Below are 21,334 nucleotides of genomic sequence, written 5' to 3'. Positions count from 1 at the left end.
GTAGCATATTCCCCGCTACGCGCGCGATCAGCGATACGACGCGGTCAGGTTCACCATCATTTCAATATGCGCCTGATCGGCATTAAGCGCCGGAATATACTCATATTGCTTACCGCCAGCCTCAAGGAAAATTTCCCGGTTTTGCACCGCGATTTCTTCCAGCGTTTCCAGACAGTCAGCGGAGAAGCCCGGACAGATAACCTGAACGTGCTGTGTGCCCTTTTCGCCAAGCATTTTTAGCGTTTCGTCGGTGTACGGCGTCAACCAGGGTTCGCGGCCAAAGCGCGACTGGAAGGTCATCATCACCCGCTCCGGCGGCAGCCCGAGCACTGAGACCAGCTCGCGAGTGGTTACCCGGCAGCGCTGCGGGTAATCATCGCCCTCATGGGCGTAGCGTTGCGGAATACCGTGATAGGACAGCAGCAGCACATCCGGTTCGCCGTGAACGGCGAACGAAGCGCGCACGCTGGCCGCCAGGGCGTGGATATAGTCAGCGTTATCGGCATAGTCGCGGATAAACGAAACGCCCGGAATAGCGCGCTTTTTCGCGAGGATCCGCGCCAGCTCATCCCATACCGCCGCCACGGTAGAACACGAATATTGCGGATACAGCGGCAATACCACGATATGGTCAACATCCTGGGCCAGTAGCTCATCGACAGCGCTTGCCAGTGATGGCGAGCCGTAGCTCATCCCCAGGGCCACCGGGACATCCGGTAATCTGGCCGCCAGCGCCTGCTGCTGCTGACGGCTATACACCATCAACGGCGAGCCTTCCGCCATCCATACGGACTGATAGAGCTTCGCCACGCGGGGAGCGCGAATCGGCAGTATGATGCCGCGCAGCAGCGGCCACCACAGCAGACGAGGCGTATCCACTACCCGTTTGTCGCTAAGAAATTGTCGCAGATAGCGCTTCACCGCGTCGGGCGTGGGCGCATCGGGAGTGCCTAAATTGGCTAGCAAAATACCTGTTTTCGTCTGATGCATTACCGCCTCTTAACCATTTGAATCGCTGACAATTGTAGCGTAAATGGCGTTAAACGGAACCAATCATAGCAAAAGGTAGAAATGAGAGGTGTTCTCATCCTGCCGCAGCAGGATGAGAAAGGGCTTAATTAGCCGAGGATTTTTTCCAGATCGGCGCGCACGTCAGCCACCGCTTTAGTGCCGTCGACTTTCGCGTACTGGGTGTTACCCGCCTGCGCTTCTTTCTGATAGTAGCCGATCAGCGGCGCAGTCATCTGATGGTATTCCACCAGACGCTTACGTACGGTTTCTTCCTGATCGTCTTTACGGGTGGTCAGCTCTTCGCCGGTCACGTCGTCTTTACCTTCCACCTTCGGCGGGTTGAATTTGATGTGATAGACGCGGCCGGAAGCGGCGTGTACGCGGCGGCCCACGATACGATCGACGATCAGTTCGTCCGGTACCGCGAACTCCAGAACGTAGTCAACGGCGATGCCGGCTTCTTTCATAGCGTCAGCCTGCGGGATAGTGCGCGGGAAGCCGTCCAGCAGGAAACCGTTACGGCAATCTTCCTGGGCGATACGCTCTTTCACCAGCGCGATGACCAACTCATCGGTCACCAGTTTGCCGGCATCCATAATGTCTTTCGCTTGTTTACCGAGCTCGGAGCCGGATTTTACCGCGGCGCGCAGCATGTCGCCGGTGGAGATTTGCGGAATACCGTATTTCTCCATGATGAACTGAGCCTGAGTTCCTTTACCCGCGCCCGGAGCGCCAAGCAGAATAATACGCATTACGAAAATCCCCTCAAATGTCGTTTCAATTTTTCAAAAAACGCTAAACCATACCACCAGAACGGCCATGGCTCAAGGAAGGCGGTGCGGCTGAAACGGTTAATGGTGAGATATTTTACGGTTGGGGAAGATTAAGGCCCTCACCCCGGCCCTCTCCCGCAGGGAGAGGGAGAAAAGCCCCCCAGCTGGGAGCAGTCCCCTCTCCCTTTAGGGAGAGGGTTAGGGTGAGGGTAAAGCTTAGGACGCCAGCAGCTGGTTCATACGACGGATGAACTGGTTAGGATCCTCCAGCGTACCGCGTTCCGCCAGCAGCGCCTGATCCAGCAGCAGCTCAACCCACTCGCCAAACTGCGCGTCGTCCTGGGTATCGGCGGCGCGTTTGACCAGCGGATGCGCCGGGTTCAGCTCGAAGATGTATTTCACTTCCGGCGCCGCCTGACCGGCAGCGGCGAACAGCTTCGCCATCTGGGTGCTCATTTCGTCGGCATCGGTGGTGACAATCGCCGGAGTGTCGGTCAGACGATGCGTTAGACGCACCTCTTTCACACGCTCGCCCAGCAGGCCTTTCACGCGCTCAACGAACGGCTCCAGCGCTTTTTCAGCTTCTTTGGCGGATTCGTCAACTTCGTCCGCCAGTTTCTCCAGCGACTCGTCGGCTTTAGCGACCGACTGGAACGCTTTACCGTCGAACTCGGTCAGGTAGCTCATCATCCACTCGTCAATGCGATCGGACAGCAGCAGAACTTCGATACCTTTCTTACGCAGCAGCTCGAGATGCGGGCTGCTCTTCGCCGCCGCATAGCTGTCGGCGGTGATGTAGTAGATCTTCTCCTGCCCTTCTTTCATGCGCGAGACGTACTCTTCCAGCGACACGGTCTGCGCGGAAGAATCGGTATGAGTAGTGGCGAAGCGCAGCAGCTTAGCAATGGCTTGCTGGTTGGAGGCATCTTCCGCCGGGCCTTCTTTCAGCACCAGGCCGAACTGTTTCCAGAAGGTCTGATATTTTTCGGCGTCGTCTTTCGCCAGTTTTTCAAGCATCTGCAGCACGCGTTTGGTCAGCGCGGTACGCAGGTTGCGGGTGACGTTGCTATCCTGCAGGATTTCACGCGACACGTTCAGCGGCAGGTCGTTGGAGTCTATCAGGCCGCGCACGAAACGCAGGTAGTTCGGCATAAACTGCTCGGCGTCATCCATGATGAAGACGCGCTGCACGTACAGCTTCAGGCCGTGCTTATGATCGCGGTTCCACATATCCCATGGCGCCTGCGACGGAATATACAGCAGGCTGGTATACTCCTGCTTACCTTCGACGCGGTTGTGGCTCCAGGTCAGCGGATCGCTGAAATCATGGGCAATATGCTTATAGAATTCTTTGTATTCGTCATCGCTGACTTCAGACTTGCTGCGGGTCCACAGCGCCTGCGCCTTGTTGATTTTCTCCCACGAAATAACGGTTTCGCCGTCCACTTCTTCGCGTTTTTCAATCTCAACCGGCAGCGCGATATGATCAGAATATTTGCTGATGATCGAGCGCACGCGCCAGTCGTTGAGGAAGTCGTCTTCGCCTTCACGCAGATGCAGCGTAATTTCAGTTCCGCGATCGGCTTTGGTGATATCGGCAACGGTATATTCGCCTTCGCCAGCGGATTCCCAGAACACGCCGTTCTCCGGCTTGTCGCCCGCGGCGCGGGTGCGCACGGTGACTTTGTCGGCAACGATAAAGGCCGAATAGAAGCCGACGCCGAACTGGCCGATCAGCTGGCTGTCTTTCGCCTGATCGGAGCCCATCGATTCGAGGAACGCCTTGGTGCCGGATTTGGCGATGGTGCCGAGATGGTCAATAACCTCATCGCGGTTCATACCAATACCGTTATCGGCGATGGTCAGCGTGCGGTTGTCTTTATCAAACGATACGCGTACGCGCAGCTCGCCGTCGCCTTCATACAGATCCGGCTGGGACAGCGCGCGGAAACGCAGCTTATCCGCCGCATCCGAGGCGTTAGAGATGAGCTCGCGCAGGAAGATTTCTTTGTTGGAATAAAGAGAATGGATCATCAGGTGCAGAAGCTGTTTCACTTCTGACTGGAAACCACGGGTTTCTTGTCCTTTCATGTAAGTCGACCTCAACAATGCCATTTATTATTAATGGAAATAACGTGTTGGGGAGGAGATGGGGATAGAGGTGGGATTTTTCAAGCGGAGGCGGCGAACGCAGCCTCCATTTGTTCAGAAAATAATCTTGTGGCGGCCTGCGAGAGAGTGCGACAGCGTGGTGCCGTCGACCATTTCCAGCTCCCCGCCAACCGGTACGCCGTGGGCGATGCGGCTGGCGTCAACGCCATACTGCGCGCAAAGCTCAGCGATGTAGTTGGCCGTCGCCTCGCCTTCAACGGTTGGGTTGGTGGCGAGGATCAGCTCGCTTATCGACTCCGCTTCAAGACGCTGTTCGAGGCGATCGAGCCCGATGTCATCCGGCCCGATACCGTCAAGCGGCGACAGGTGGCCCATCAGCACGAAGTAGCGGCCGGAATACTGCCCGGTCTGCTCAATGGCGTAAATGTCCGCCGGACTCTCCACCACGCAGATCTGACCGTTTTCCTGACGACGCGGATTGCTGCAAATATTGCACACCTCCTGCTCGGTGAAGGTGCGGCAATCGGCGCAGTGGCCGATTTCCGACATCGCGCGCGTCAGCGCCTGCGCCAGACGCATACCGCCGCTGCGATCGCGCTGCAGTAGCGTAAACGCCATGCGCTGCGCCGACTTCGGGCCAACGCCCGGCAGACAGCGCAGCGCTTCCATAAGCTGAGTTAACAGCGGGCTGGTTTGCATCAGAACGGCATCTTGAAGCCTGGCGGCAGCTGCATGCCGGCAGAAACGGAGGCCATTTTCTCTTTCTGGGTCTCTTCAATGCGGCGCGCGGCATCATTGAACGCGGCAGCCACCAGATCTTCCAGCATCTCTTTGTCGTCTTCCAGCAGGCTTGGGTCGATTTCCACGCGACGGCAGTTGTGCGCGCCGTTGATGGTCACTTTTACCAGACCCGCGCCGGACTCACCGGTCACTTCCAGCTGCGCGATCTCTTCCTGCATTTTCTGCATTTTGTCTTGCATCTGCTGGGCCTGTTTCATCAGGTTACCCAGGCCGCCTTTTCCACCAAACATAGGCTTCTCTCTCAGTAAGTCATCGTTAAGGTACCGATCGCCAGTCCGACTGGCGATCAAATGGGTCGGATACTCTCTTCATCCAGATCGGCATCGAAGAATCTCCGCAGGGTCTGGATGTTGTTATCCGCAATAATCGCCTCGCGCGCCTGCGCGAGCTTCTCTTCATAAATTGCCTGCCGCCACTCCAGCGGCGTGCGCATCGCCAAATTATCGTCTTCAACGATGGTCAATTCAACCGGCGCGCCGTACAACACGCCCAGCGCTTCAGCCAGTTTCTGCTGTGCGCCGGCGGAATTAAGATGCCGCTGACTGGGGCGCAGATGCAGGCAAATGCGATTGCCGTCCTGCTCTTTCCACGCGTTCAGCGCGACCTGCTCAACCAATTTCGGTACCGCCAGTTGGCTCACTTCCGCCGCCCAGCTATCGCGCTCGACCGCTTCAACCGCCAGTTTCGCCGCCAGTTCTGGCGTTTTTTCATGCTCCAGCGCCTTTTTCAGCGCTTTCGGCGTGGCGACCTCGACTAAGGTTTCTTCAACCGGCGCCGTCGATTTCCAGCGGTAGGCTTCTTTCTTCGCCGGGGCCTGCTCAAGCGCGGCCGCCGCCGGACGAGCCTGTACGCGCTCGGTAATCGAACTCAGTCGTTCCAGCGCAGCGTTATTCACCGGCCGCGCGCGGGATGCGGCTGCCGGTTCACTCTTTTTTGGGGTGGTCGCTCCCGGGGTTCGCTGCAGCCGACTGCGCGCCGCCAGCACCTGGCTGGTGCTTTGCGGCAGATTCTGCGGCGGCGCTGATGGCGACGATACGGGCGGTGCCGCTTGTTGTACCGGCGCAGAGGTTGGAACCTGAACGGGCTTCACTTCCGGCTCTGGCAGCGGCTGGCGAGGATGAAACGCCAGCGCGCGCAGCAGCGTCATCTCAACGCCCATACGCCGGTCCGGCGCATAAGGCAGCTCTTTACGGCCAATCAGCAGCGTCTGATAGTAAAGCTGAACGTCGGCCGGCGGCACGGTACGCGCCAGTTCGCGCATTCGTAGCTCGACGGCGGCCATATCCGCCCCCAGCGCCGATGGCGAGAGTTGGACCATCGCGATACGGTGCAGCAGACTTTGCATTTCCACCAGCAGCGCTTCCCACTCAACGCCGCGCGCGGCGGCGTCGCTGACGCCTGCCATCACGCGCTCGCCGTCGGCGGCCACCAGCGCTTCTATCAAGGATAGTGCCTGATCGTCGTCGAGGGTGCCGAGCATTTCGCTGACGGACTGTGCGCTTAAGCGGCCATCGCCGCTGGCGATCGCCTGATCGGTCAGGCTTAACGCATCGCGCAGGCTGCCATCCGCGGCGCGCGACAGCAGCTGCAGCGCGCGCGGCTCAAACGCGATCTGCTCTTCGCCAAGAATGTGTTCAAGCTGATGGCGGATCTGTTCGACATCCAGCGCCTTGAGGTGGAACTGCAGGCAGCGGGATAAAATCGTCACCGGCAGCTTTTGCGGATCGGTAGTCGCCAGCAGGAATTTGACGTGCGCGGGCGGCTCCTCCAGCGTTTTTAATAACGCGTTGAAGCTGTGGCGCGACAGCATGTGCACTTCATCGATCAGGTAGACCTTGAAGCGGCCGCGGGCCGGCGCATACTGAACGTTATCCAGCAGATCGCGGGTGTCTTCCACTTTGGTGCGCGAGGCGGCATCGATCTCGATCAGATCGACAAAGCGGCCTTGTTCTATTTCGCGACAGTTGTCGCAGACGCCGCACGGCGTCGCGGTAATACCGCTTTCGCAGTTTAACCCCTTCGCCAACAGCCGGGCGATGGAGGTTTTCCCTACTCCGCGGGTGCCGGAAAAGAGATATGCGTGATGGATGCGCCCTAACGATAAGCCGTTCGCCAGTGCGGTCAGCACATGTTCCTGGCCGACGACGTCAGCAAAGGTTTGTGGGCGCCATTTACGGGCTAAGACCTGATAACTCATGGGCTGGCTCTGAAACGCTGGAAGGTGAATTCACGAGGGGGTAATGCTATCACAGCCCCGCCGGATCGGCGAGGCTATGTGTCGGGATTTGCTTAGTGGCCCGGGAAAGGCACCAGGCTAAAGCAATTGATGCCCAGTTTTTCCAGGCGCTGTTCGCCGCCCAGATCGAAAAGATTGATAATAAAAGCGGCATCGTGAACTTCGCCGCCCAGGCGACGAATCAGCTTCACGGTGGCGTCAATGGTGCCGCCGGTCGCCAGCAGGTCGTCAACGACCAGCACTTTATCGCCTTCTTTAATGGCATCAACGTGGATTTCCAGCTGATCGGTGCCATATTCAAGCTCATAGCTTTCGGCGATGGTTTCGCGCGGCAACTTGCGCGGCTTACGAACCGGAACAAAACCAACGCCCAGCGCCAACGCAACCGGGGCGCCGAACAGAAAACCACGCGCTTCGGTCCCCACCACTTTGGTGATGCCGGCGTCTTTATAACGCTCGGTTAGCAGTTCAATGCTAAGCGCGTAGGCTTTAGGGTCTTCCAGCAAGCTGGTGACATCGCGGAAAAGGATGCCCGGTTTCGGATAATCCTGGACGCTTTGGATGCTGTTCTTCAGATATTCAAGCTGCTGTGCAGTTGCGGTCATAAGTTTATGCCTGATTGAAACGGTGTTACCCACGGGCGTGCAAAATGGGCCAAAGAAACATTTGTTTAACCTTTGACCAGGCTTACCCGCGCTCGAAAACGCCAGAATTTACTGGCTGTCGCCAACAATTGCAACAGGCATTATTGCGCATCAGTGCTTTTGTTGCTTTGCGTCAACCACCGGAATGCGCCACATAAATATCAGCAGGCAGGCGAGGATCGCCAGCAGCAGGATGCGCACCCACATAAGCTTAACCAGCCACAGAGAAATGGCAAAGGTCAGTAAAATCATGATAATGGCTCGCGGCTTGGCCCCCGGCGGCATCGCCCGGTACTGCTGCCAGTGGCGAAGATAGCCGCCAAACCACGAGCGATAAAGTAGCCAGTGGTGAAAGCGCGGCGACGAGCGGGCAAAACACCACGCGGCAAGTAGAATAAATGGCGTTGTTGGTAACAGCGGTAAGAAGACGCCCAGCGTCCCCAGCACTACCGCCAGCCAGCCAATGATGATTAAAATAATACGTGGCATAATGCGAATCGTTATCAAGCAGATGTCGCTACTGTAGCACAGTTGCTGAGTAGGGAATGGAGGAGTTATTTGAAAACAACCCGGCTTTTACAAACGCTGGAAAGTCAGCTGGCCGAGCTGGCGCTTCAGGTGGCGCCGTTCGCCAATCACGCCACGCTGAGCCCGCGTTTCGACCGCCAGCTGTTCCGTACCCGCGACACGCAGATGCAGGCTTACCTTGACGAAGCGCGGCATAATTTTACCGAGCTCCAGCATGCCGTCGAGCATCAGCATCTACCGCAGGTCGCCTGGCTTGCCGAACAGCTGGTGGCGCAGATTGCCGCCATTAGCCGCGAGACGGCGACCTGGTCGTTACGCCACTGGGATAGCGCCTCGCCGACGCTAAACCGCTGGCAACGCCGCCGCCTGCAGCACCAGGAGTATGAGCGCCGCCTGCTGGCGATGCGCAACGATCGCCAACGTCAGCTGGCGTCGGCAACAACCCTTGCCGAACAGCAGCGGCTGACCAAAGAGGTCGAGGCCTATGCCGGCCGCCTGGCCCGCTGTCGCGATGCGCTGGAAAATATTGAAAACGTACTGGCGCGTTTAACGCGCTAACAGGAGAGGATTATGTCGCTGGAAAATGCACCAGACGAAGTCAAACTGGCCGTCGATTTAATCATGTTGCTGGAAGAAAACCGGGTCAGCGCAAAAACGGTGCTGGGAGCGTTGGATATTATTAAGCGCGACTATGAAAACAAACTGAAAAACGCCCAACCTGACGCGCCTTTGTCTGAAGAATAAAACGATTCGGGGCGGCATATGCCGCCCCGATTAGCGATTATGCGACGTCTGGCGCCGTATCATCCCCTTTATTATCGCGCTTCACTTCCGTCACTTCATCTCCCTTCTCGTTACGCAGATGAACTTCCAGCTGGTTGAAGGCAATATCGATATTGTTTTCACGGCACAGGCGATCGATCGAACGGTTCAGTTCGTCCACCGCGTAGCTGCGATCGCGCAGTTCACGCACGTAGAGGCGCAGTTCATGATCCAGCGTGCTGGCGCCGAAGGTGGTAAAGAAGACCGATGGCGCCGGTTCCTGCATCACTTTCGGATGTTCATGCGCCGCCTGCAGCAGCACCTCTTTCACTTTATCGAGATCGGATCCGTAGGCCACGCCCAGGCGGATCACCACGCGGGTGATGGTATCGGAGAGCGACCAGTTGATCAGCCGTTCGGTCACGAAGGCCTTGTTCGGAATGATCACCTCTTTGCGATCGAAGTCGGTGATGGTCGTCGCGCGAATGCGGATCTTACTGACGGTGCCGGAGAAGGTGCCGATAGTCACCGTATCGCCGATACGCACCGGGCGTTCGAAGAGAATGATCAGACCGGAAACGAAGTTACCGAAGATCTCCTGTAAGCCGAAACCTAAACCAACCGACAGCGCTGCGGCCAGCCACTGCAGTTTATCCCACGATACGCCTAACGAGCCGAATACCGTCATCGCGCCGATGGCGATAATCGCGTAGTTAAGGATCGTCGTTATGGCATAGGAGGCGCCCTGGCGCATATTAAGACGCGACAGCACCAGCACTTCCAGCAGGCCCGGCAAGTTGCGAATCAGCGCCCAGGCGACCATCGAGGCGACAATCGCAAACAGCAGGCTGCCCATGGTCACGCTTTTCACCACGCTGGCCCCGGCCTCGGTGCCGTTGTAGTGCCAGAGCGTAATGCTGTCGAGATAGGCGAACACGGTAATCAGATCGGACCAAATCGCCCAGAACATCACCGCGAACAGCGCCACCATCACCAGCATGGTGATACGTAGCGTTTGCTGGTTAACCTGTTCGAGCGCGATCGTCGGCTCTTCCTGCGGTTCGGCGCCCTCCGCCCCTTCTTTCACCAGATGCTGGCGACGCGCCAGCGCCCGACGCCAGGCAATACGCCGCGCCGCCACGCTCAGGCCGCGCAACACGGTCTGGTACAGCAGGTTCCACATCATCACCAGATAGACGGTCTCAATCCAGCGGCCAGCCAGACGCAGCGTGGTATAGAAGTAACCGGTCGCCGTGAGGACCATCAGCGCGACGGGCACAATCGACAGCACGGTCACCGTTAGCAAGCGCAGGCTATGCGACTCTTTGTCACGCCAGCTTTCGCGGCACATCGGCCACACCAGCACCGCAATCAGCAGCAGGTTGACGAAAATAACGAACTGCCCCAGTACGTCGTCCATCAAATTAAGCGGAGAGAGCTCAGAGACGACCGACCAGAAATTCAGCGGCAGCAGCGCCAGGCTGACGCGGACGATCTGCCGCCGCCAGTGGCTGGTCAGCTGCGCGGGCATATTGAAATGCTTCACCGCCACGCCATCTTTTTCCAGTACCTTCCAGCACAGGCCGAACACCAGCCAGAACATTGCCAGTTTCTTACTGTAAGCCCACAGCAGGTTGCTGACATTCAGCTGCATGGTCAGCAGGATAAGCCCGACGGCGAGGATGAGCAGCACCACCGGCAGCGCTCTGATCAAATCAATCAGGATCGCTTTTGGCGTGTTGAGCTGGGTATCGTTGCGTAACTGACCTACCTGAGAGGCCAGCTTCGCCTGGTAATCGCGCAGCCACTGCAGGCGCCAGCGGATCAGACCGGCAATCAGTAGCAGCGGCAGCCCGGCAAGGAATGCGATAAACACCGCCGGCCAGGCTTTTTCCCAGTTGACGGTGATTTTCATCGATTTGAACTGGCCTTTCAGCGCTTCCGGGAAGGATTTAATCCACTCCCAATCCATCGGCTTATTGCTGTTCACCCAGAAAATCTGCTGGGTCAAGATCGATTTCAGATTGCTGGAGACGCTCATCAACTGCTGCTGGTTAATCTGCAGGTTGATGGCCATCATCAACTGGTTCCCCAGCTGTTTGTTAAACTGGTCGAGCAATTCACGGCGCATGTCCACCACTTCCAACAGGGCGTCGTGAACTTCCGGCGTGACTTCGCTGCTATGGCCTTCTTCCAGCTTTGCCACAAAGGCATCGCTCTGGAATAACGCATCGCGCTGCTGGTTAACCTCAAACTGCTCCAGGCGCAGATCGGCAATGCGGTTGGTCATATCCTGCAGCTCGTCTGCTGATGGCAACGTTTGCTGCTGCTGATAGAGGATACGCGACAGCAGCAGGCTGCCTTTCAATACGGAAATCTGCTCTTTGATATCGCGTTCGGACTGCAGCGCGCGGTCGAGCCAGTTTTTCACTCTGATATTACGCTGCACCAGCTGGTTGCCGTTTTCCGTCGCCTGAATCAGCTTTTCGCTGAGCTGGTGGTTAACTTCAAGCTCCTGCTTGACCAGCGGGTTATTTTGGATCCGCGAGGTCTCCTCCGGCGAGACCGCTTCCTGAGCGGTTTTCTCGGTGAGCGTCAGTCGCTTGCTGTTCACCGCTTCCTGCAACAGTTGCAGCTGATGTTCCAGCCGGTTGCTATGGGCGGTGACGTAGTCGCGCTGTTTCTGCAGCGTATCCTGCAGGACGGTATTGCCTTCCAGGCTCTTACGCTGCTGTTCGATTTCCGCGTTCAGCAACGCCTGCTGCGCCAGCAACAGCCCCTGCTGCGTCGGGCGCAGCGTCTCTTCGCCCGGCGCGGTGCCGTTGAGACGGTTACGAATTTGCTGTAATTGCTGAGAGGCGGAATACATCGCGTTCTGCACGCGTTCCGGCTGCGTCTGCAGCGAGACCAACTGGCTGTTGTAGGTCGCCAGATCGTTCTGCGCGCTTTGCAGGTCGTCGAGCGCCTGCGACACGCGCGACTCTAGCTGTCGCAGCGACAACGTGCTCAGGGTTTTACGGGTGACTTCATCATCAGGAACGTCGCTCAGCGCATTCAGGCTGTCGACCGCCTGACGCATTTTCGCCGGCGCCTGTTCAACCTGCTGACGCAGTTGCACAGTTTCAGACTTTATACGTTCAATCTTATCGAGCGTTTCTAAAGTCTGGGTCAGGTCCTGCTGAACTAATTTTTCCTGCGGCGTGAGTTCTTTTTGCTTATTTAACGTAGTGAGCTGGCTTTGAATGTCAGAACGGTCAGGTAAATCTGCAGCCTGAACCTGGCTGAAGCTCAGAGTGCCAACTATAAGGACCAGTGCAAAGACAATGGTGGAAATAGCATGAGGCCAACGATTTGTATGCTGCATAGTATTAACATGAATGGTTGCAAATGCCGGAGAATACCGGGGGTCGTCGCAGCGCGCAGAATAGCACTTCTCCCAGCGCGCGAATAGCGGCAGAGATAAGTAAAATTTACCTTTATTTACTCCCGGTCGTCAGGCCACAATTGCAGACGGGCTACGCAACGATGGACAGGTTTGATACATCTCAATGAGCGTGTCTACATAAGCGCGAGCTTCCGCATGAAGATTAAAGGTCTCAGGCGCGAAAAGCCAATTCTCCATTAATCCGGAAAGATAACTACGCATCAGAATTGCCGCACGGCGAGTGAGTAAATTCGCAGGTAATTGTTGAGCAGTGATACACTCTTTTAATGTTTGCTCAATACGATCGTAGCTTTCAAGCCATAAACTGCGCTGTGCTTGTTGGACAACGGCCATTTCTCCGACAAATTCGCATTTATGGAAGATGATTTCCATCATCAGGCGTCTACGCTCCTCTACTACCGTCGCTTCGAGGATATAGACCAGTATTTCGCGAACAACTGACAGTGGATCGTTAGGGAATTTTGCCCGATACTCAACTTCGAGATCGCTAATGCTGGCGTCCGAAAGACTCCATATTTCATTAAACAGATCGGATTTGTTTTTGAAATGCCAGTAAATCGCGCCCCTGGTCACTCCGGCAGCTTTTGCAATCGCGGCCAACGAGGTAGATGATACGCCTTGCTGCGAAAACAAACGCAGGGCAACGTCAAGAATCAGTTGCCGGGTTTCAAGTGCCTGTTGTTTGGTTTTTCGTGCCATAGGTTGATGACTTTACAGAGGTTGCGTTTACATACATTTATGAATGTATGTACCATAGCATGACCATAATAGAAAGACTGAAGTGGGTTTGTGGACGTTTGAGCCACTGAAAATTTGAAATTGGACACTCGAGGTTTACATATGAACAAAAACAGAGGGTTAACGCCTCTGGCGGTCGTTCTGATGCTCTCAGGCAGCTTAGCGCTAACAGGATGTGACGATAAACCGGCTCAACAAGGAGCCCAGCAAATGCCGGAAGTTGGCATTGTCACGCTCAAATCCGCACCTCTACAAATCACCACTGAACTTCCTGGCCGTACCAATGCTTATCGTGTCGCAGAAGTCCGTCCTCAGGTAAGTGGCATTATTCTGAAACGTAACTTCGTTGAAGGCAGCGATATTCAGGCGGGGGTGTCTCTTTATCAGATCGATCCGGCAACCTATCAGGCCAGCTATGAAAGCGCCAAAGGCGACTTAGCGAAAGCCCAGGCCGCCGCAAACATCGCTCAGTTGACGGTCAAACGTTATCAGAAACTGCTTGGCACGAAATACATCAGTCAACAAGACTACGACACTGCCGTTGCCGACGCTCAGCAAAGCAACGCCGCCGTCGTCGCGGCAAAAGCCGCGGTTGAAACCGCGCGCATCAACCTGGCTTATACCAAAGTGACTTCGCCAATCAGCGGCCGCATTGGTAAATCCGCGGTCACCGAGGGCGCGCTGGTGCAAAACGGGCAAGCTACCGCGCTGGCGACCGTTCAACAGTTAGATCCTATTTATGTTGACGTTACCCAATCGAGCAACGATTTCCTGCGTCTGAAACAGGAACTGGCAAACGGTAAACTGAAGCAAGAAAACGGCAAAGCGAAAGTCGAACTGGTGACCAACGACGGTCTGAAATACCCGCAAGACGGCACGCTGGAATTCTCTGATGTCACCGTTGACCAGACCACCGGTTCTATCACGCTGCGCGCGATCTTCCCGAACCCGGACCACACCCTGCTGCCAGGGATGTTCGTCCGCGCACGCCTGGAAGAAGGTATTAACCCGGATGCGCTGCTGGTTCCGCAACAGGGCGTTACCCGTACCCCGCGCGGCGATGCCAGCGTGATGGTGGTTGGCGAAGGCGACAAAGTTGAAGTTCGCCAGGTCACCGCGACTCAAGCTATCGGCGATAAGTGGTTAGTGACCGAAGGTCTGAAATCCGGCGATCGCGTGATCGTCGCTGGCCTGCAAAAAGTCAAACCAGGCGTACAGGTAAAAGCGCAGGAAGTAGCTTCAGACAACCAACAGCAAACCGCCGGTAACGCGAACGCTCAGTCTGAACAAACCAAGTCTTAACTTAAACAGGAGCCGTTAAGACATGCCTAATTTCTTTATCGATCGCCCCATATTTGCATGGGTGATCGCCATAATCATCATGTTGGCCGGGGGGCTTTCGATTATGAAACTCCCCGTGGCGCAATATCCAACGATTGCGCCGCCAGCAGTGACGATCTCGGCCACCTACCCGGGGGCTGATGCGAAAACGGTGCAGGATACCGTGACACAGGTTATCGAACAGAACATGAACGGTATCGATAACCTGATGTACATGTCCTCAAACAGTGACTCCACCGGTACGGTGCAGATCACCCTGACCTTCCAGTCCGGTACTGACGCAGACATCGCCCAGGTACAGGTGCAGAACAAGCTGCAGCTGGCGATGCCGCTGCTGCCGCAGGAAGTACAACAACAGGGCGTGAGCGTGGAGAAATCCTCCAGTAGCTTCCTGATGGTTGTCGGGGTTATCAACACTAACGGCACCATGACGCAGGAGGATATTTCCGACTACGTGGGCGCCAATATGAAGGATGCCATCAGCCGTACCTCCGGCGTCGGCGACGTTCAGCTGTTCGGTTCCCAGTATGCGATGCGTATCTGGATGGACCCCACGAAGCTGAACAACTTCCAGTTGACTCCGGTAGATGTCATCAACGCTATTAAAGCGCAGAACGCCCAGGTCGCGGCGGGCCAGTTAGGCGGTACGCCGCCGGTGAAAGGCCAGCAGTTGAACGCCTCGATCATCGCCCAGACTCGTTTAACCTCCGCAGATGAATTCAGCAAAATCCTGCTGAAAGTCAATCAGGATGGTTCACAGGTTCGTCTGCGCGATGTGGCGAAAGTTGAGCTCGGCGGCGAAAACTACGACATCATCGCGAAGTTCAACGGCCAACCGGCTTCCGGTCTGGGGATTAAACTGGCGACCGGCGCTAACGCCCTGGATACCGCCAACGCCATCCGCGCCGAGCTGGCGAAGATGGAACCGTACTTCCCGTCAGGCCTGAAAATCGTCTACCCGTACGATACTACCCCGTTCGTGAAGATCTCTATTCATGAAGTGGTAAAAACGCTGGTGGAAGCGATCATCCTGGTGTTCCTGGTCATGTATCTGTTCCTGCAGAACTTCCGCGCCACGCTGATCCCGACCATCGCGGTTCCGGTGGTATTGCTCGGGACATTCGCCATCCTGGCGGTATTTGGCTTCTCGATAAACACCCTAACGATGTTCGGGATGGTGCTCGCCATCGGCTTGCTGGTGGATGACGCCATCGTGGTGGTAGAAAACGTCGAGCGCGTGATGGCGGAGGAAGGATTGCCGCCGAAAGAAGCGACCCGTAAGTCAATGGGTCAGATTCAGGGCGCGTTGGTCGGTATTGCGATGGTGCTGTCTGCGGTATTTATCCCGATGGCCTTCTTCGGCGGTTCAACCGGCGCGATTTATCGCCAGTTCTCGATTACTATCGTGTCCGCGATGGCGCTGTCGGTACTGGTGGCCCTGATTCTGACGCCAGCGCTGTGCGCCACCATGCTGAAACCGATTCAGAAAGGCGGCCATGGCGAGCACAAAGGCTTCTTTGGCTGGTTTAACCGCATGTTCGATAAGAGCACGCACCACTACACCGACAGCGTAGGCAACATTCTGCGTAGTACCGGTCGTTACCTGGTGCTGTATCTGATTATCGTCATCGGTATGGCTTACCTGTTCGTTCGTCTGCCAAGCTCCTTCTTGCCGGATGAAGACCAGGGCGTATTCCTGAGTATGGCGCAGCTTCCGGCGGGCGCGAGTCAGGAACGTACGCAGAAAGTCCTCGATGAGATGACTGAGTACTACCTGACCAAAGAGAAGAACAACGTTGAATCGGTGTTCGCGGTTAACGGCTTTGGTTTTGCGGGTCGCGGTCAGAACACCGGTATCGCCTTCGTGTCGTTAAAAGACTGGAGCCAACGCCCGGGTTCAGAAAACAAAGTTGAAGCGATTACCGGTCGCGCGATGGCCCGTTTCTCGCAGATTAAAGATGCGATGGTCTTCGCCTTTAACCTGCCGGCGATCGTCGAACTGGGTACCGCTACCGGCTTTGACTTCCAGCTCATCGATCAGGGTGGTTTAGGGCATGAGAAATTAACTCAGGCGCGTAACCAGCTGTTTGGTATGGTCGCTCAGCATCCTGACCTTCTGGTTGGCGTGCGTCCTAACGGCCTGGAAGATACGCCGCAGTTCAAGATCGATATCGATCAGGAAAAAGCGCAGGCGCTTGGCGTTTCAATTAGCGACATCAACACTACCCTTGGCGCGGCCTGGGGCGGCAGCTACGTCAACGACTTCATCGACCGCGGTCGCGTGAAGAAAGTGTACGTCATGTCTGAAGCGAAATACCGTATGCTGCCAGAAGACATCGGCAACTGGTATGTACGCGGCAGCGATGGTCAGATGGTGCCGTTCTCCGCCTTCTCCACTTCCCATTGGGAATATGGTTCACCGCGTCTGGAGCGTTACAACGGTCTGCCATCGATGGAAATCCTCGGTCAGGCCGCACCGGGACGCAGTACGGGTGAAGCGATGGCGATGATGGAACAGTTGGCAAGCAAACTGCCTTCTGGCGTCGGCTACGACTGGACCGGTATGTCCTATCAGGAACGCCTGTCCGGCAACCAGGCCCCGGCGCTGTACGCCATTTCGCTTATCGTCGTCTTCCTGTGTCTGGCGGCGTTGTACGAAAGCTGGTCGATTCCGTTCTCCGTCATGCTGGTGGTACCGTTGGGTGTTGTCGGCGCGCTGTTAGCGGCAACCTTCCGCGGGCTGACTAACGACGTTTACTTCCAGGTCGGCCTGCTGACGACCATCGGTCTGTCGGCGAAGAACGCGATACTTATCGTTGAATTCGCCAAAGACCTGATGGAAAAAGAAGGCAAAGGCCTGATTGAAGCGACGCTGGAAGCAGTACGTATGCGTCTGCGTCCAATCCTGATGACCTCTCTGGCGTTTATCCTTGGGGTAATGCCGCTGGTTATCAGCTCCGGCGCAGGTTCCGGCGCGCAGAACGCCGTCGGTACTGGCGTAATGGGCGGGATGGTGACCGCGACGGTTCTGGCCATCTTCTTCGTGCCGGTATTCTTCGTGGTGGTTCGTCGCCGCTTCAGTAAGAAAACTGAAGATATTGAGCATAACCATCCGGTTGAGCATCATTAATCTTGCTTAAGCTAAGGGCCGCATTTGCGGCCCTTTTTCTTTAGGGGTTTTTAAACGCACACATTGTTATTGTTTATTTTACGTTCTGACATATAATATACATTGATGAACGTTGTTCTATCTTTATTAAGATTTCCGTTATTGGCTTCACCATCAGGCTTCATTCAGAATATTCTTAATTACCAACAACCTCCCAACAACCTTTTCGCTGCAGGCAGGCGTCAATCAGATAACCTGATGATATATAAGGCTGACGTTCCAGTTTCGCCAAACATAAAAGGAATTCGTATAATAGGATCTGTTTTTTTAAGATAAATTAACCGTATTTATTGTAATTTTTCGTAATAGCACGGTGAAATGTTTTTGAGACTGGATTATAGTTAAATCACAGGATTACAATGTTTGAGCCTGGTCTTCATCCCACAACGGTGTTTGTTAGTCGTCGTTTAAACCACTTACAAGGGGATGTGTTATGGACGAGTACTCGCCAAAAAGACATGATATCGCGCAGCTTAGATTTCTCTGCGAAACCCTGTATCATGACTGCCTTGCAAACCTGGAAGAGAGCAACCGCGGCTGGGTTAACGATCCCACTTCGGCGGTGAATCTTCAATTAAATGAATTGATCGAGCACATAGCAACTTACGCGCTTAATTATAAAATTAAGTATGCTGAGGATAATAAGCTGATTTCTCAGCTTGACGAATACCTGGATGACACTTTTATGCTGTTCAGTAGCTATGGCATAAACACAAGCGATCTCCAAAAATGGCGTAAATCCGGCAATCGCTTATTCCGGTGCTTTGTGAACGCCAGCCGGGAGAACCCGGTAAGTCTTTCTTGTTAGAATTATTACATTCAAAAGGTGAAATGATGTCTGGTAAACCATTAACTAAAACAGACTATTTGATGCGTTTACGCCGCTGTCAGACAATTGATACGCTGGAGCGCGTAATTGAAAAGAATAAATATGAACTTTCCGACAATGAATTGGCGGTATTTTACTCAGCAGCCGATCATCGCCTTGCTGAATTGACCATGAATAAGCTATACGACAAAATCCCAACTTCAGTATGGAAATTTATCCGCTAGTTCATTTTCTGTCATTAATACCACGGCGCGTCAACAGGGATCACTCGGGATATTAAACGCCTGAGTCCCATATTGCTGCATATGAAACCGGTTTCGCTTTATACTGTTTCTTCTTTAACCAGGAGAAGACCATGAGCGAAGAAAAAAGGAAAATGATCGCCGGCGAACCTTACCTTGCTGGAGACGCAACGCTAAAAGCAGACCGCCTGTATGCAAGGCAGGTACTGCACCGCTATAACCACTCTGCTCCGGATGAACGCGAATCGCGTGCGGCACTGCTGAGCGAACTATTTGGCAAGCCCACCGACGCGTATATCGAGCCCACTTTCCGCTGCGATTATGGCTATAACATCAGCCTCGGCGCCAATTTTTACGCTAACTTTGACTGCGTAATGCTTGATGTTTGCCCGATTCGGATTGGTGATAACTGTATGCTGGCGCCGGGCGTTCACATCTATACCGCGACCCATCCGCTCGATCCGACGGAGCGTAATAGCGGTATCGAGTATGGAAAACCGGTGGTTATCGGCCATAACGTGTGGATTGGCGGCCGGGCGGTCATCAACCCCGGCGTCACCATCGGTGACAACGCGGTTATCGCATCCGGTGCCGTGGTGGTAAAAGATGTGCCGGCCAATGCGGTAGTCGGCGGTAATCCTGCACAAATCATCAAGCTGCTATTAACCGAATAATAGTAACTGTTATGCTTTTCTGTAACTGATCTGTTACTTTAACCCTAGTCTCCGGCAACATAAAATAACCGCCAAACTGAGCCGTAGAGCCTGAAATGCCGGGCTCTGCGAAGAATTCGGGGACTAAAATGACAGAAATACAGCGCCTGCTAACCAACACCATTGAGGAACTGAACGAAAAAGAAAAACGCGATAATCGCCCGCGTTTTAGTATCAGTTTTATTCGCAATCACCCGTGGCTATTTGTCGCCATGTACGCCGCCTTTTTGGCCACGCTCGTCGTCATGCTGCGCTCTGAGACGCTGGTTGATTCCGTATGGCTACTGGTCGTCCTGTTTGTCCTGTTGAATGGCTTCTTCTTCTTTGACGTCTACCCGCGCTACCGTTATGAAGATATCGACGTGCTCGATTTTCGCGTCTGTTATAACGGTGAATGGTATAACACCCGCTTCGTACCTGAGCAGCTAATTGACGGCATTCTGCAATCGCCGCAGGTCGGCCATGAACAGAAAGCCCAGTTGCAGAAAATGATCGCTACCAAAGGGGAACTCTCGTTCTACGATGTCTTCACCCTGACCCGCGTTGCTGCCTGATTAGCCGGTTCAACGTCCGCAGCGACGCGACGAAATGCGCCGCGGACGTATTACCATAACCCAATACCAGGCCGCTACGCGCGGTCTGTGGGTTAAGATAAAAGCGGCTTAGCGCCGCTGGCGCCATTTGATACCGTCGCGCCTGCTCGACAATTTGCACATCGTCGATGCCATCAATGGCGACGGTTAAATGCAGCCCGCCCTCTCCGCCCCAAATCTCATTCGCCAGCTCGAATTCGCTTGCGACCGCCTCGCGTAACAGCTGCTGACGCCGACGATACAATCGGCGCATTGAAGCCAGATGGCGCGCATAATGCCCCTCTTCGATGAACAGCGCCAGCGCGCGCTGTTCCAGTCGATGGCCGCCGCGCAACAGCGCGCCGATCGCCTCCTGCGCCGCCTCGGCCAACGCAGGAGGCATTACCGCAAATCCTATTCTCAGTGACGGGAAAAGCGTTTTACTGAAGGTGCCAAGATAAACCACCGGCGCCTGCGTCACCATGCCGAGCATCGCCTGAATGGGTTCGCCGCTGTAGCGAAACTCACTGTCATAGTCGTCTTCAATAATCCACACGTTATGCTGGCGGGCATACTCCAGCAACGCCAGACGGCGGCCGGCGCTCATCACCGCCCCGCTCGGGTACTGGTGCGAAGGTGAGGTAAAAATAAGCCGTGGCGGCGGCTCGTCCGCGATATCTGGCCGCATGCCATCGCTATCAACCGCAATCCCTTTTATTTGCAATCCGGCTTTAATAAACACGCTTTTGGCGCCGAAATAACCGGGTTCTTCGACCCAGGCGGTATCCCCCGCCTCGCTCAGCAGATGCGTGCAAAGATTAACCCCCTCCAGCGCGCCTTCAGTAATCACAATTTGCCGCGCTGTGCAGCGTATGCCCCGGGATAAGGTCAGATGACGGGCAATCGCCTCGCGCAGCGCTGGTTCACCGGCCGCCTCCCCATACCCAAGAATCGTACTGCCGTTCTCGCGCAGTACCCGATCGAGCAAACGACGCCAGATAGCCAGCGGGAAGTAGTTCACCGCGGGCATTCCGGTAGTCAACAACAGTGCCGGAGAATCCCGTCGACCCGGCTGCGGTAGCGTGCGCAAGCGCTCAGGTAAAACAAACGTTGGCGGCGTCGGCTCGCTTTCCGCCAGCATATTGAGCGCCGCGACATACGTCCCCTGACGACTGCGGTTCAGATATCCCTCTATCGCCAGCTGCTCCAGGGCGCTGTTTACGGTATTGCGCGATACGCCAGCACGTTGAGCAATAACGCGGGCGCCCGGCAACCGGCTATGGCTAAGTAATTCGCCCTGTAAAATGGCCTCGCGCAGCGTCTGATACAGCGCGCGCTGTAGCGTCGCGTCTCCCCGCTGCTGTATCCCGCGCGTCAGCAAGGCAAAAAAAGCATCGTCCGGTATATTCATCATTGCT

At 55.4% G+C, this 21,334-nt stretch carries 19 protein-coding genes and 1 other annotated feature; of the genes, 8 read left to right on the top strand and 11 right to left on the bottom strand.

The window, feature by feature from the left end; translation table 11 throughout:
* Positions 1-27 precede the first annotated feature (27 nt).
* The 8 genes from hemH to AC22LX_RS14460 all read right to left on the bottom strand — a co-directional run bounded on the left by hemH (position 28) and on the right by AC22LX_RS14460 (position 8,066).
* Positions 28-990 (bottom strand): ferrochelatase, encoded by a 963-nt coding sequence (hemH, locus tag AC22LX_RS14495; RefSeq protein ID WP_045393516.1) that lies wholly within the window; start codon positions 988-990, stop codon positions 28-30.
* A gap of 128 nt (positions 991-1,118) precedes the next feature.
* Positions 1,119-1,763, bottom strand: coding sequence for an adenylate kinase (adk, locus tag AC22LX_RS14490; protein WP_015367904.1), 645 nt, complete (start codon positions 1,761-1,763; stop codon positions 1,119-1,121).
* A 237-nt stretch (positions 1,764-2,000) separates the two neighbouring features.
* The gene (htpG, locus tag AC22LX_RS14485) at positions 2,001-3,875 is read right to left on the bottom strand and encodes a molecular chaperone HtpG (protein ID WP_045393519.1); all 1,875 of its coding nucleotides are present in this window, start codon (positions 3,873-3,875) and stop codon (positions 2,001-2,003) included.
* A 114-nt stretch (positions 3,876-3,989) separates the two neighbouring features.
* A complete protein-coding gene (gene recR / locus AC22LX_RS14480) occupies positions 3,990-4,595 on the bottom strand; it encodes a recombination mediator RecR (protein ID WP_015367906.1) in 606 nt (201 codons plus the stop codon).
* Positions 4,595-4,927, bottom strand: coding sequence for a YbaB/EbfC family nucleoid-associated protein (locus AC22LX_RS14475; protein ID WP_008805448.1), 333 nt, complete (start codon positions 4,925-4,927; stop codon positions 4,595-4,597). The genes recR and AC22LX_RS14475 overlap by 1 nt, the downstream gene beginning before the upstream one ends.
* A 56-nt stretch (positions 4,928-4,983) precedes the next feature.
* On the bottom strand, positions 4,984-6,894 hold the full coding sequence (gene dnaX / locus AC22LX_RS14470; RefSeq protein WP_045393520.1) for a DNA polymerase III subunit gamma/tau: 1,911 nt from the start codon (positions 6,892-6,894) through the stop codon (positions 4,984-4,986).
* Positions 5,587-5,651 (bottom strand) — a sequence feature (DnaX frameshifting element). Its footprint overlaps the gene before it by 65 nt.
* Before the next feature lie 92 nt (positions 6,895-6,986).
* Positions 6,987-7,538, bottom strand: a complete 552-nt coding sequence (gene apt / locus AC22LX_RS14465) for an adenine phosphoribosyltransferase (protein WP_015367908.1) — start codon at positions 7,536-7,538, stop codon at positions 6,987-6,989.
* 150 nt (positions 7,539-7,688) lie between these two features.
* Positions 7,689-8,066 carry a DUF454 family protein gene (locus AC22LX_RS14460; protein ID WP_015704615.1) on the bottom strand — a complete coding sequence of 126 codons (378 nt, stop codon included), beginning with the start codon at positions 8,064-8,066 and terminating at the stop codon, positions 7,689-7,691.
* 69 nt (positions 8,067-8,135) lie between these two features.
* Between AC22LX_RS14460 and priC the strand changes: the two genes are divergently transcribed.
* Positions 8,136-8,663, top strand: a complete 528-nt coding sequence (priC, locus tag AC22LX_RS14455; RefSeq protein ID WP_487334039.1) for a primosomal replication protein N'' — start codon at positions 8,136-8,138, stop codon at positions 8,661-8,663.
* 12 nt (positions 8,664-8,675) lie between these two features.
* Entirely contained in the window at positions 8,676-8,849 is a 174-nt protein-coding gene (gene rsmS / locus AC22LX_RS14450; protein WP_015704613.1) for a pleiotropic regulatory protein RsmS, read from the top strand.
* A gap of 37 nt (positions 8,850-8,886) precedes the next feature.
* Here rsmS and mscK read toward each other — a convergent pair whose 3' ends face one another.
* Both mscK and acrR read right to left on the bottom strand, forming a co-directional pair.
* Positions 8,887-12,231 carry a mechanosensitive channel MscK gene (gene mscK, locus AC22LX_RS14445; protein ID WP_045393525.1) on the bottom strand — a complete coding sequence of 1,115 codons (3,345 nt, stop codon included), beginning with the start codon at positions 12,229-12,231 and terminating at the stop codon, positions 8,887-8,889.
* Positions 12,232-12,360: 129 nt separating this feature from the next.
* A complete protein-coding gene (acrR, locus tag AC22LX_RS14440) occupies positions 12,361-13,011 on the bottom strand; it encodes a multidrug efflux transporter transcriptional repressor AcrR (RefSeq protein ID WP_045393528.1) in 651 nt (216 codons plus the stop codon).
* A gap of 141 nt (positions 13,012-13,152) precedes the next feature.
* Between acrR and acrA the strand changes: the two genes are divergently transcribed.
* The 6 genes from acrA to AC22LX_RS14410 all read left to right on the top strand — a co-directional run bounded on the left by acrA (position 13,153) and on the right by AC22LX_RS14410 (position 19,898).
* Positions 13,153-14,352 carry a multidrug efflux RND transporter periplasmic adaptor subunit AcrA gene (gene acrA / locus AC22LX_RS14435; protein ID WP_045393531.1) on the top strand — a complete coding sequence of 400 codons (1,200 nt, stop codon included), beginning with the start codon at positions 13,153-13,155 and terminating at the stop codon, positions 14,350-14,352.
* Positions 14,353-14,374: 22 nt separating this feature from the next.
* Complete coding sequence (gene acrB / locus AC22LX_RS14430; protein WP_045393534.1) at positions 14,375-17,521, top strand: multidrug efflux RND transporter permease subunit AcrB; 3,147 nt, start codon at positions 14,375-14,377, stop codon at positions 17,519-17,521.
* Positions 17,522-17,993: 472 nt separating this feature from the next.
* Positions 17,994-18,368 (top strand): Hha toxicity modulator TomB, encoded by a 375-nt coding sequence (tomB, locus tag AC22LX_RS14425; protein WP_045393536.1) that lies wholly within the window; start codon positions 17,994-17,996, stop codon positions 18,366-18,368.
* A 26-nt stretch (positions 18,369-18,394) separates the two neighbouring features.
* Positions 18,395-18,613 (top strand): HHA domain-containing protein, encoded by a 219-nt coding sequence (locus tag AC22LX_RS14420; RefSeq protein WP_015367918.1) that lies wholly within the window; start codon positions 18,395-18,397, stop codon positions 18,611-18,613.
* A 131-nt stretch (positions 18,614-18,744) separates the two neighbouring features.
* Positions 18,745-19,305, top strand: coding sequence for a maltose O-acetyltransferase (gene maa / locus AC22LX_RS14415; RefSeq protein ID WP_045393539.1), 561 nt, complete (start codon positions 18,745-18,747; stop codon positions 19,303-19,305).
* A gap of 128 nt (positions 19,306-19,433) precedes the next feature.
* The gene (locus tag AC22LX_RS14410) at positions 19,434-19,898 is read left to right on the top strand and encodes a YlaC family protein (protein ID WP_047047056.1); all 465 of its coding nucleotides are present in this window, start codon (positions 19,434-19,436) and stop codon (positions 19,896-19,898) included.
* Here AC22LX_RS14410 and pdxR read toward each other — a convergent pair.
* Positions 19,873-21,327, bottom strand: a complete 1,455-nt coding sequence (gene pdxR, locus AC22LX_RS14405; RefSeq protein WP_487334096.1) for a MocR-like pyridoxine biosynthesis transcription factor PdxR — start codon at positions 21,325-21,327, stop codon at positions 19,873-19,875. The two genes, AC22LX_RS14410 and pdxR, sit on opposite strands and share 26 nt — an antisense overlap.
* Between the last annotated feature and the right edge of the window lie 7 nt (positions 21,328-21,334).

It is taken from the genome of Klebsiella sp. PK01 (genome assembly GCF_057624675.1).
Note: the sequence above shows the minus strand (reverse complement) of the source record. Positions and strands in the feature narration are given on the sequence as shown.

Coding starts and splice junctions, on each gene's coding strand:
- hemH (WP_045393516.1), bottom strand. CDS start 990: ATGCATCAGACGAAAACAGGTATTTTGCTAGCCAATTTAGGCACTCCC.
- adk (WP_015367904.1), bottom strand. CDS start 1,763: ATGCGTATTATTCTGCTTGGCGCTCCGGGCGCGGGTAAAGGAACTCAG.
- htpG (WP_045393519.1), bottom strand. CDS start 3,875: ATGAAAGGACAAGAAACCCGTGGTTTCCAGTCAGAAGTGAAACAGCTT.
- recR (WP_015367906.1), bottom strand. CDS start 4,595: ATGCAAACCAGCCCGCTGTTAACTCAGCTTATGGAAGCGCTGCGCTGT.
- AC22LX_RS14475 (WP_008805448.1), bottom strand. CDS start 4,927: ATGTTTGGTGGAAAAGGCGGCCTGGGTAACCTGATGAAACAGGCCCAG.
- dnaX (WP_045393520.1), bottom strand. CDS start 6,894: ATGAGTTATCAGGTCTTAGCCCGTAAATGGCGCCCACAAACCTTTGCT.
- apt (WP_015367908.1), bottom strand. CDS start 7,538: ATGACCGCAACTGCACAGCAGCTTGAATATCTGAAGAACAGCATCCAA.
- AC22LX_RS14460 (WP_015704615.1), bottom strand. CDS start 8,066: ATGCCACGTATTATTTTAATCATCATTGGCTGGCTGGCGGTAGTGCTG.
- rsmS (WP_015704613.1), top strand. CDS start 8,676: ATGTCGCTGGAAAATGCACCAGACGAAGTCAAACTGGCCGTCGATTTA.
- mscK (WP_045393525.1), bottom strand. CDS start 12,231: ATGCAGCATACAAATCGTTGGCCTCATGCTATTTCCACCATTGTCTTT.
- acrR (WP_045393528.1), bottom strand. CDS start 13,011: ATGGCACGAAAAACCAAACAACAGGCACTTGAAACCCGGCAACTGATT.
- acrA (WP_045393531.1), top strand. CDS start 13,153: ATGAACAAAAACAGAGGGTTAACGCCTCTGGCGGTCGTTCTGATGCTC.
- acrB (WP_045393534.1), top strand. CDS start 14,375: ATGCCTAATTTCTTTATCGATCGCCCCATATTTGCATGGGTGATCGCC.
- tomB (WP_045393536.1), top strand. CDS start 17,994: ATGGACGAGTACTCGCCAAAAAGACATGATATCGCGCAGCTTAGATTT.
- AC22LX_RS14420 (WP_015367918.1), top strand. CDS start 18,395: ATGTCTGGTAAACCATTAACTAAAACAGACTATTTGATGCGTTTACGC.
- maa (WP_045393539.1), top strand. CDS start 18,745: ATGAGCGAAGAAAAAAGGAAAATGATCGCCGGCGAACCTTACCTTGCT.
- AC22LX_RS14410 (WP_047047056.1), top strand. CDS start 19,434: ATGACAGAAATACAGCGCCTGCTAACCAACACCATTGAGGAACTGAAC.
- pdxR (WP_487334096.1), bottom strand. CDS start 21,327: ATGAATATACCGGACGATGCTTTTTTTGCCTTGCTGACGCGCGGGATA.